Origin of the sequence: Allocoleopsis sp. (assembly GCF_036703385.1) — a bacterium.
Classification (GTDB): domain Bacteria; phylum Cyanobacteriota; class Cyanobacteriia; order Cyanobacteriales; family Coleofasciculaceae; genus Allocoleopsis.
The window spans coordinates 1-9,303 of the sequence record NZ_DATNPA010000592.1; the positions used below are offsets into that span (position 1 = coordinate 1).

The window sequence follows — 9,303 nt, forward strand, 5'->3', positions numbered from 1 at the left end:
TGCAACCTTCAACCTGCAACCTGCAACCTGCAACCTGCAACCTGCAACCTGCAACCTGCAACCTGCAACCTGCAACCTGCAACCTGCAACCTGCAACCTTCAACCTTCAACCTCTTCTTCCCAGGAGTAAATAGCCGTTCATGAGTCCCTTACCCTTCACCTTGATCATCCCCCGATCCTCAAACAGGTACCGCGACTTCAAGCATTGATACGTGGCTTCTGTAACCTGAATGCTACCGGGTATACCGTGAGATTCCATACGGCTGGCGATATTTACCGTATCGCCCCATAGATCGTAGATAAATTTTTTCGTGCCGATAATGCCCGCAATGACTGGCCCGGTATTAATTCCGATGCGGATACTCAAGGTTTTCCCCGTATCCATGCAATATTCAGCAATCCTGGCTTGCATCTCTAGAGCCATCTGGGCGATCGCTTCAGCGTGGTTCGGATTGGGATCTGGCAACCCTCCCACTACCATATAAGCATCCCCAATCGTCTTAATTTTTTCTAAACCATAGTCTTCGGTCAGCTGATCAAACTCCGAAAAAATCACATTTAAAATTTCAACCAATTCAATGGGATCAGTTTGTGCCGCGAGTTCCGTAAAGCCGACAAGATCGGCAAACATGACAGTTACCTCAGCGAAACTGTCGGCGATCGTGCCCTCTTGACGATCCTCTCGCTTCAGCTCCTGAGCGATCGGTGCGGGTAAGATATTCAGCAGCAGACGCTCCGATTTGTCTTGCTCCTGTGCTAACTTGGCCTTTTCCCGTGCTAATGCTCTCAATGCAGACGCAAACTGTTTGGCGACGGCCCCAGCTAGGATAAACGCAACTGAAGCCGATGTAATCAGCCTTACCTGTGCCCACTGAATTTTTCCATCTAGAGATGAGCGTGCCTGCTTAACTTCAACATTTGCCAATCTGAGCAGCCTTTCAGAAACCGCAGCTGTATCGACATCGACATTGTTGCGGATTTTGTTAAGAATTTTTTCATTGAGCTGAACAATCTCTTGAGCAACTGACTCGTAGGCATCCAAAGCCTTTAAACTGCGATCGCGATCTACCGCATTCAACTTTGAGTTGTTTAAAACGCCGTTGCGTAACCGCTTCGCCGCTTCCGACATCAACTTCATTTTGGACTCTTGGCGAGTTAACAGATACTCCTTCTCCAAGGATTGCATTTCCAGGTAAGAAACCATCAACTCAGGAGCATCAACGAGTTGGAAACTGTCACGCAGATTTTCTGAATTTTGTTCAAGTTTTGCGAGTACCCCAACATTTTCTATACCCAAATCGCTGACCAACCCAACGGCCTCATGAAAATTGACGGAATAGCGCTCGACTTTCTCTCTGTAATCCTGTAACTCTTTGGTACTTTGGCGTAGAGTTCTACTCGCTTTGGAACGTTTAAGCCCATCTTGTAAGCGACTGCTCTTATCTAGGACATCCTCAATCGTCCTTGTATGTTCTAGAGCATACTCCTGATTCGCCTGGGAAAAACCCATCGTTGGCCAGAGTAAAAAAAAGTCTCTTTCTAAGCGACGAGCATTTCTCAATTGGGCATCCATCTCAAACACCAATCGCTGCATCTGAATACCCGTATCAATCGCGTATTGCGTCTCACTTTGTACTGCATTGAGTGCAACAAAGCCGGTCAGTGCCACAATACCAATCAATAGCACTAGGGCAACGAATGCCAATATAAATTTGGTAATGATGCTCAACCTGCGCCGAGCTATAACTAGGCTCTTCCATAAATTCATAAGCTGAAAAACATTTGGACGAGCGTATTTAAATCCTGGTTTTTAACCATTAGTCATTAGTTATGTCTTTGACTTTTGACTTTTCTGTTTAGTAATCGCCCCCAGAGCCATACCGCCATGCTTCAAGCCAACGGCGGTAGTAGTATTGTGATATCGGTGGCAGCGTTTTTATGACATCACTCATGAACTGGCCTAATGGATACAAGCCAGAATAGAGACCCAGATTAAAGTAATGAACGCTCCAATTGAGTAGGGTTGGTAGTCCAACTTGAGGAATTACTGGGAGTACAAGTCCCGGTTTAGTCAGTGAGGTTAACCACAGAGTTTTGGATAATCCAGAAAACTGTACAACGTCTTGTAAGAAGGGACGGAGTACGTCGTCTCCTAGCTGTTCCATTGCCTGAAAGACGCCTGTAAGAAGCTGGTTGATTTGATTGGGCGACAGTTGTTGATCGATCCCGACGCTCATCGCTCGCTGGAATAGCCATGTAACAGCTATATTGGGCTGATAAGGTTGTAGCTGTGCTAAAGCGTTTCGTGTCAAGGCATCATTTTCGAGAGCTTCATGGATTCCTTGAGTAAAGCGTCTCAGATGTCTGACCATTGAACCAAACCCACCAAAGCTTACGGGTGATTGACTACCACTGCTATCGCCTACAGGTAAAATTCGGCTCCAAGGCATACGGATGGGCGAGTCGCGATAGGCGGGAAAGAAGCCGAACAGCACTCGTTTAAAATCAAGCTGGGACACATCCACGCCTTGATATTCTGGCAAGAGGCGCAGGTATTCCTCGAATAAAAATTCTAAACTGGGACGTTCTGGATGAGCATCTAAGTAGGTAAATAAATAAGTGGTTCTACCATCCCGTGCGGGAAACGCCTCCCAGAAGTATTGGCATTGATTTTGAATTGGAGTGAAAGAGACAATTAAGTCGCCTGTTTCATTTTGGGGAAAGCCTTGAGCGCAACTGCCAACCACTAAGCAGACACCGTCTGGCTTTTCGCCCTGCCGTACCTGTTGGATAATGGGCGAGAAGTGCCCCATTGCATCGATGAGCAACCGTGTCTTTAATCCACCTGCTGCTTCAACAAAGACACCATCTGGATGCACGGCGGCACCATTGAAGGCTGCCTTTTCAAATAGCTGTCCTCCGGCTTCCAGAAACTTCAATTTAAGGGTATCGAGGAGAAAGATGGGGTCAACCCCAATGTTGAGAACATCCCGTACCCAGAAATCGGGCCCTTGGTGAAAGCTGATGCGAGCCGGGTTATATTCGGTTGCGATCGCTTGCTCTAATTCCTCTGCTTCTAACAAGCCTAGTTCTAAAAATACTTCTAGTTCTTTACGGGAGATATTCCACTCTTGTTCCCTACCCCGCAAAATTCCTCGTTCAATGAGAGCCACTCGCCAACCCCGTTTTTGGAGGGCAGCACCGATTAAAATTCCTAAGGTGCCACCACAGATGACGACATCCCAATCCACTGTTCCTAAAGGCTCTTTGCTCTCTTTTACCACTAGGGGGATTGGGGCCGTATCTTCTCGCAACGCTTGCCAGGTTTTGTCTGCACTCCGAAGGCGTCCTAGTACATCCCCAGGCAACTGGGAAAGAATTTGTTCGGTTTGGCTCATGGGTGTCTCTCTTTGGTGAGATGCTCCGTACTTAATCCTAATCGGCAAAGGTTTGGAGCGTCACCTGGGGCGGAAGGTGGAGGGGTGCCTGACGAGTGAACTCGCGGCAATCGTCGGATTGAGATTCCATCAATCCAGGTGAAGTACGCTTAGTTTTTAAGATTTTGATAGGAGTTATTATGTCTAAAAGTTGGCTGGCTCCGTCAATTGCATTACTCGTTTTACTCTCAGCTTTTGGAGAATCTAGTCAGGCTTATACGCAGCAAGGACAACGAGATATTTTGCCTTTGCCGCTAAATTCACAGATAGCCAAAAGACCACGCATTCGATTACCGCGAAGAAGAGGGTCGCAAATCCGTAACCCACGCAATGTTATTAACCTTAATTTGAATGGCAGAGGGTATAATCCAATACCCAAGCATCAAGGTGGTGGTGCGGGAACACTTATGGATCTCGATGAGCAAACAGCTCAGAGAGTTCTAAAGCGGGGCTTTCCTTTGGGTACCAGAGTGTACAGTTATCACAACAGACGGTTCTATAGATTTGACTACGAGAACCGCACAGATAACGCCAACAATGGTTTTTTTCATGGATATCCTGTCGAGATGAATCAAGTTCCCGCAAACACTAGGAAATTGATGAAAAAATCAGGAATACTCGATTGAGCTATCATCTTGTACCAGACAAGCCGAACGAGTGAACTCGCGGCTATACAAACGAAGCCTGCCTACGCAGGCTGAATAATTGTAGTCCGCGTAGCTCCGGGGCTTTAGTGAGGACTTTGCTCGTATAGCCCCACCCTTCAGGGTGCGGGCTTTCTTTACAAGAGGGATATGCATCGAAATTTTACACAGTTGTACCTTCATCTAGTTTGGGGAACTTGGGATAGATTACCCTTAGTAACACCAGACATTCAAGAAGTGATTTATGCCGCAATAGTGAAACAATGTAGCCAATTAGAATGCACAGTAATTACCATTGGCGGCATGACAGATCATGTTCACCTATTAACGGGTTTCCCACCAAAGTTGACTATCTCTGATCTAATTGGCAAAGCAAAAGGCAGCTCTTCTCACTTAATCACCCACGAAATCAAACCAGGAGAATTTTTCAAATGGCAAGGTGGCTATGGCGCATTTACAGTCAGTGGCAATCAAATTGAGCAAATCGCTGATTACATTCGCAACCAAGCGCAGCACCATCGCCAAAAATCCCTCATCTCCGACTGGGAACTCAGCTAATTTGATCCGCTAAATTCAGCCTGCTTACGCAGGCTTTGTTTGTGTAGCCCCACCCTTCAGGGTGTGGGCATTCTTTATCCCCTTCACAAAGGAAGGCTGATGTAAAAGGTTGTTCCTTCATGACAACTGGACTCGAAAGAAATGTTCCCGCCATGAGCATCGATAATCGATTTGGCGATCGCAGTTCCCAATCCAGTCCCACTATGTTTACCGTAGGTCACAAAGGCCTCAAATAAGCGCTCTTTAATCGCGTCTGGAATGCCTGGGCCATTATCATGAATCTTGATATTCACACCTGACTCGCTCACCCAAGCCGTCAGTTCAACACGACCCCCACATCCTTTAAACGCCTCAACAGCGTTCCCCACCAAATTTTGCACAACACGCATAAGCTTGTTTTCATCAACATTCACGATGACATCCGCTACCTGAATTACAAACTCAACGTGTGCCTCGTGAAAGTAAACGCGATTCAGCTTTTCAAAAAGCTGCAATGCCAGAGCAAGGTTAATGGGTTGTTTATTTAATACGGAATTCCCCCGCACAAATTCCAAGAATTCTTCTGCCATTGCTGACATTCGATGAGCCTGGGCTTGAATCAAATAGCACCACTCAACGGTTTCTTCATCCGAGTGTAGCTCCTGAATCATGCCACTGGCTAAATTAATCCCGCTCAAAGGACTTTTGAAATCATGAATAACGGTGTTCAGCATCTCCCCCAGTAGAACCATTTTCTCTTTGTGAACGACTTGTTTCACATATTCGTCCGTCGAGTCCCTGAGACGTTGAATCATATAACTAAACAGTTTAATGGCTACACTGCCTTTTGTGTTCTCCAGGATTTGCATCAGACCATTACCAGGAATCTTGGCTAAAGTTGCCTCTTGACAGGCAATGGCTTGGGTGCTACGAGGTTGTCCATCCAAAATCCCAAGTTCCCCAAAGAAACCATTCGGCAGAGCTTTGGTTAGGCTTTGATAGTGATCAGGGCCGATCCGTTTTCTAAATTCCACTTGACCGGCTAAAACCAGGTACAAGAAATCAGCGGGATCGCCTTCATCAAAAATGAGGGTCTGATCAGGCAAGTCTTCGACAGTCGCTATGCGGCATAGTTCTGAAGCTTGTTCAGGCTCAAAAAAGGATATAAATTTATGCGATTTCAGTTCCATAGGAGAGAAAACTGCATCGTTAGTCTCACAAATTGCTTGATTTTAGCTTGACATCTTTCGCTCGTCTAAAGAGTGCGCTGGCTCACGTTGATTTCTGAGCTAAAGCTAACACCGCATTCTGACCGCCAAATCCAAAACTGAAACAGAGTATCTGCCGAATCTGACCTTGGCGAGGCGTGGTTATTAAATCCAACTCAAAATCTGGCTCCCTCAACCCTACACAGGGCGGTAGGAGTTGATGCTTTAAAGCCTTCAAGCAGAAAGCCGCGCCTAAGGCTCCAGATGCTCCCAGGGTATGACCCGTGGCTCCTTTGGTAGAACTAACTGGAACACCCTGAGCAAACACCCTCTGAATCAACTCAGCTTCGTTCTGGTCGTTGAGTTGAGTAGCGGTACCGTGAGCGTGGATGTAATCAATATCAGAGGGGAAAAGATAACTACGTTCTAGACATTGCTTGACAGCCGCGATCGCACTGCGCCGATCTGGATCTGGGGCACTGACGTGATAAGCATCACTGGTCAAACCAAACCCCAGCAACTTTCCATAAACTGGAGCACCTCGATTAATCACCGATTCGGCTGACTCTAAGACTAAGACAGCAGCTCCCTCTCCTAAAACTAAGCCTTCGCGCCGCTTATCAAACGGGTAGGCACCTGTTTTGGCTAGAGCTCCCATTTTATCGAATCCTGCCAGTGTGAGTGGGGTGATGGGAACCTCAACAGCACCGACAATGACTCGCTGGCATCGACCCATCTGAATCAGTTCCATCCCTTGAGCGATCGCCCAAAGTCCTGTCGCACAAGCTGCCATTGGTGCCATAACCGGACCTAATGATCCTACTTGACGGGCGGCTGCGATCGCGGCGCAGTGAGGAAGTGTATCCAACCAATTTTCTAACTTTAGTATTGGAGATCGGGAAGAAAATTCAGAGAGGGGTAAATGCGTTGATGTAGAGAGTTTTTCTTTAAATTCACCGTGTCCCCCTAGCTCCATGTCCCCATATTTTCTTCCCTCCAGCCTCCTTGTCAGTTGCTCCCACCCTGCCTGACAACCACGGCTTGACCCAATCACTACGCCACAGTCGGGTAACGACCGAGGCAAATCAGCATCTTGAATGGCATCCGCTACAACCTGCTGAGTGAGCTTTTCTAGAGAGCCTACGGTGTGCCTCATCAGCCCTAGAGGGCGGAAAGGTAGGTCTGGAAACGGTTGATGCTGCTTGATTCCAGATTTTCCGTTAATCAGATGTTGCCAGCTTGATTCTAGGTTACCTAAAGCCGAGAGCAAACCGATGCCAGTAACAACTACCTCCACCGCAGACAAAGCTAATTGCTCCCAACCGTTCAAGCAAACCTCATCAAGTTTAATCTATGGAGTTGGTTTTAAGCCAACGGTTTCACGGGTAGTAGGTAGAGCTGGGGAATACAGGCTTTACCTACTACCAATCTTTGCTTTGCCCTTTATTAAGGAAATTAAGGATTTGACTGTCGATGAAAAAGCAATCAGGATTCTAAGCCTGCTCACGAATCCGCTATTTCTTGAGGTTTTCGATACCTTTGGTCACTTCAATGGACTCAATGCGATCGCCCTGCTGAATCTTGTCCACCACCTCCATGCCATTGGTAACATAGCCAAAGACAGCATAGTTTCCATCCAAAAACGGCAGTTCGGCTAGAGCAATATAAAACTGTGAGGAAGCTGAGTCGGGAGGAGTTGAGCGAGCCATAGCCACAGCACCACGAGTATGCTTGAGTTGAGGGGGAACAGAGATGCGCGCTTTCTCGAACGTTTGGCTATAGATCGGAGCTTGTGCGCCCTTAGGCTTGATTTCTAGAGGAATATAACGCTCTTGTTTGGTCTGTGGATCGATAAAACCGCCTGTTCCCAGCTGCTCGACTGGAATGCTGGGATTTTTCCCTTGAGGGTCACCCCCTTGAACCACAAAGGGTTCAGGGTCTCGCACGACCCGATGAAAAACCAGCCCGTTGTAGATGCCTCGCTGGACAAGGTCTACAAAATTCCCGGCTGTGATGGGAGCATTAGTTCCATCGATTTCTAGAGTGATGGGTGAGCCTTTTACCTTCAGCACCACCGTCGCCTTTCCTTCAAGTCTTGGTAAATTGCCCTGTTGAGGACTGGGACTCTCAGCCACAGGGACAGAGGCTGTTTCAGCTGCTTTTGGGTTACTTGATTTAAGGGGAGTCGCCTCTTGCGTACTACATCCCCCGATCGCCAAACCCACAACAATCAAAAGTATTGAGAACCAACGCTGGATTTTTATCTGCATGTTTAATTTACCGTTCTTGTAGCCTTAGCTACTGAATCATAGTAAGCAGATCTGTTCCCGCTCGACAAAACTAGTTACAAGATTACTTACAAGCCTTCTAGGGGCACACCCAGGAAACGAGCGAGTTCTGCCCCCTGATCTTCTAGTTCGGATAAGGATATGGGCTGTCCAACGCGAGTTAGAGGGATTTCCCGGCGGTCTTTGACCCGAAGATATAGCGCTCTTTTGGGGTTAAGCCCTTCTTTGATGTCTACTCGAATTGACTGAACATCTTGTAGGCGGCAGCTAAACTCGATTCGACGGTTCTTACCGGGAAAGCCCCAACGAAAGATTTGAACCCTACCGCTCTCTTTGTTGAACTCATTGTAGCCGCCCCCAACATCCAAGAGGATAACCAGCCACAAGTACAGGGCAAGTAGCAGACCTGCTACGCCGTAGAACCCCATCGCTACCCCCTGAGGGATAAATATTAGCTGGGTCGCATCCCCTATAGGAAGCAGATTAACTTGGGTGTAACTGGAAAGCCCCGCTAAGAAAAAACCTGTTGCTCCCAAAGAGACAACTATTGCCCACCAGTAGTTACTGAATCGGCGAGAGCCTACAATCGGCTGACGAATAACGCGATTCTCTCGTTGGGTTGTCGATGCTGTCATAAATCAATCCTGCCCCCCTATCTCACGATTTGCCAAACACACTCTGCCATTACTATGACATTTTTGGCAAAGGGAGAGCGGATCTAAAGAAATTCTGAGGAAGTATGTGTAAATTTGTAAAAAATTTGATATTCATTATTATTAGAAAGTAAATGCTGAAAGCCTTATCTCCCTTAACAGGGGTTAGGGTAACAGTGTAAAAATGTGATAAGTTAAGAAACATTAAGATTCTGCCCGCTAGTGCTCTAGTTGGTGGTAAAGGGTGGCTGACACATCCTTACTCTAAAGAAGTGAGTCTAATGGGCTTACCTCTTTGGGAACTTCACACTCGTATAGCTGTGGAGATGTCAAAACCCTACGCGAAAGCGTCAAACTGGAATCCTTGCGAATTATTAATGTAAGAGGATTTGGAACTATGACAATAGCAGTCGGACGCGCAGCAAGTACAAGAGGATGGTTTGACGTCCTCGATGACTGGCTCAAGCGCGATCGCTTCGTCTTCGTCGGCTGGTCTGGCCTGCTACTGTTCCCTTGCGCCTACCTCGCGCTAGGGG

The 9,303-nt window shown here is 47.1% G+C and carries 8 protein-coding genes and 1 pseudogene; 3 read left to right on the forward strand and 6 right to left on the reverse strand.

What is annotated here, in order from left to right; all coding sequences use genetic code 11:
• Positions 1-106: 106 nt before the first annotated feature.
• Together V6C93_RS38845 and V6C93_RS28445 are read right to left on the reverse strand one after the other, a co-directional pair.
• Positions 107-1,768: an adenylate/guanylate cyclase domain-containing protein gene (locus tag V6C93_RS38845; protein WP_333480040.1), complete on the reverse strand. Its 1,662-nt coding sequence runs from the start codon at positions 1,766-1,768 to the stop codon at positions 107-109.
• Positions 1,769-1,856: 88 nt separating this feature from the next.
• Positions 1,857-3,398: an FAD-dependent oxidoreductase gene (locus V6C93_RS28445; RefSeq protein WP_333480041.1), complete on the reverse strand. Its 1,542-nt coding sequence runs from the start codon at positions 3,396-3,398 to the stop codon at positions 1,857-1,859.
• 179 nt (positions 3,399-3,577) lie between these two features.
• Here V6C93_RS28445 and V6C93_RS28450 point away from each other — a divergent pair, with 179 nt between their 5' ends.
• Both V6C93_RS28450 and tnpA read left to right on the forward strand, forming a co-directional pair.
• Positions 3,578-4,063, forward strand: a complete 486-nt coding sequence (locus V6C93_RS28450; protein WP_333480042.1) for a hypothetical protein — start codon at positions 3,578-3,580, stop codon at positions 4,061-4,063.
• A gap of 168 nt (positions 4,064-4,231) precedes the next feature.
• Positions 4,232-4,639, forward strand: a complete 408-nt coding sequence (gene tnpA, locus V6C93_RS28455) for an IS200/IS605 family transposase (protein ID WP_333480043.1) — start codon at positions 4,232-4,234, stop codon at positions 4,637-4,639.
• An 83-nt stretch (positions 4,640-4,722) separates the two neighbouring features.
• Here the strand turns inward: tnpA and V6C93_RS28460 are convergent, their stop codons facing one another.
• The 4 genes from V6C93_RS28460 to V6C93_RS28475 form a co-directional block, all read right to left on the reverse strand.
• The gene (locus tag V6C93_RS28460) at positions 4,723-5,808 is read right to left on the reverse strand and encodes an ATP-binding protein (protein ID WP_333480044.1); all 1,086 of its coding nucleotides are present in this window, start codon (positions 5,806-5,808) and stop codon (positions 4,723-4,725) included.
• An 82-nt stretch (positions 5,809-5,890) separates the two neighbouring features.
• On the reverse strand, positions 5,891-7,156 hold the full coding sequence (locus V6C93_RS28465) for a beta-ketoacyl-ACP synthase (protein WP_333480045.1): 1,266 nt from the start codon (positions 7,154-7,156) through the stop codon (positions 5,891-5,893).
• Positions 7,157-7,340: 184 nt separating this feature from the next.
• Entirely contained in the window at positions 7,341-8,096 is a 756-nt protein-coding gene (locus V6C93_RS28470) for a peptidylprolyl isomerase (protein ID WP_333480046.1), read from the reverse strand.
• An 86-nt stretch (positions 8,097-8,182) separates the two neighbouring features.
• Positions 8,183-8,749 (reverse strand): photosystem I assembly protein Ycf4, encoded by a 567-nt coding sequence (locus V6C93_RS28475; RefSeq protein ID WP_333480047.1) that lies wholly within the window; start codon positions 8,747-8,749, stop codon positions 8,183-8,185.
• Between the two features lie 415 nt (positions 8,750-9,164).
• Between V6C93_RS28475 and V6C93_RS28480 the strand changes: the two are divergent.
• A pseudogene (locus V6C93_RS28480) lies at positions 9,165-9,303 on the forward strand (photosystem II D2 protein (photosystem q(a) protein)); the annotation flags it as partial.

Bases quoted from the DNA above. Each gene is read 5' to 3' on its own strand.
- V6C93_RS38845 (WP_333480040.1), bottom strand. From the start codon at position 1,768: ATGAATTTATGGAAGAGCCTAGTTATAGCTCGGCGCAGGTTGAGCATC.
- V6C93_RS28445 (WP_333480041.1), bottom strand. From the start codon at position 3,398: ATGAGCCAAACCGAACAAATTCTTTCCCAGTTGCCTGGGGATGTACTA.
- V6C93_RS28450 (WP_333480042.1), top strand. From the start codon at position 3,578: ATGTCTAAAAGTTGGCTGGCTCCGTCAATTGCATTACTCGTTTTACTC.
- tnpA (WP_333480043.1), top strand. From the start codon at position 4,232: ATGCATCGAAATTTTACACAGTTGTACCTTCATCTAGTTTGGGGAACT.
- V6C93_RS28460 (WP_333480044.1), bottom strand. From the start codon at position 5,808: ATGGAACTGAAATCGCATAAATTTATATCCTTTTTTGAGCCTGAACAA.
- V6C93_RS28470 (WP_333480046.1), bottom strand. From the start codon at position 8,096: ATGCAGATAAAAATCCAGCGTTGGTTCTCAATACTTTTGATTGTTGTG.
- V6C93_RS28475 (WP_333480047.1), bottom strand. From the start codon at position 8,749: ATGACAGCATCGACAACCCAACGAGAGAATCGCGTTATTCGTCAGCCG.